The sequence below is a fragment of the Deinococcus roseus genome, assembly GCF_014646895.1.
Lineage (GTDB): Bacteria > Deinococcota > Deinococci > Deinococcales > Deinococcaceae > Deinococcus_C > Deinococcus_C roseus.
This window is the reverse complement of the sequence record NZ_BMOD01000097.1, coordinates 1-536: the sequence shown is the minus strand read 5'-3', so window position 1 is coordinate 536 and position 536 is coordinate 1. Positions and strand designations below refer to the sequence as shown.

The 536-nt window shown below is 59.0% G+C and carries 1 protein-coding gene; it reads right to left on the bottom strand.

Features of this window, described 5'->3' with window-relative positions:
• The coding region (locus IEY52_RS26550) for an acyl-ACP desaturase (RefSeq protein WP_189009740.1) at window positions 1-536 on the bottom strand (536 nt) is incomplete at its 3' end.

Below are 536 nucleotides of genomic sequence, written 5' to 3'. Positions count from 1 at the left end.
AGGTGGGGTTTGTCGCTTTTGCCCTGGGCAATTTTCATCAGGTTCAGGTAGTTGAGCTGGGTGGCTCTTTCCTGAAACACGGTGTACACCAGATTGTGGATGGCGTCCGGGAAGGGAAGCTCCCACTGCATGGTTTTTAGGCGTTCTTTGTATTCGCGAATCCAGTCGGGGGTGCGCTGGCGGGAGAACAGCAGGGCGTTTTCCCAGGCGTCGGCGTGTTTTTCTTCTTCGCTGCCCCAGCGCATCTGGAAGTGGCTGCGACCGTGGGAGGCGCGCACGAGGTTGAGGAGTTCGCTGGTGTAATCGGGGGCGTATTGCTCGACGGCAAAGAAACCCTGGACCACGGTGGTGACTTCTGCGGGCAGGTCGGTTCTGAGGGTGCGCCAGTCAAAGCTTTTGTCGGCGTTCCAGTTGCGGGTTTCCTGACTGCGGGCGGTGTACCAGCGGTAGAGCCCGGTGAAGGCGCGTTCAATCAGGGTGTCTTTTTCGCGGTTGGACAGCAACCCTGCTGGGGTGCGTGAAACGGTACTGAGGAT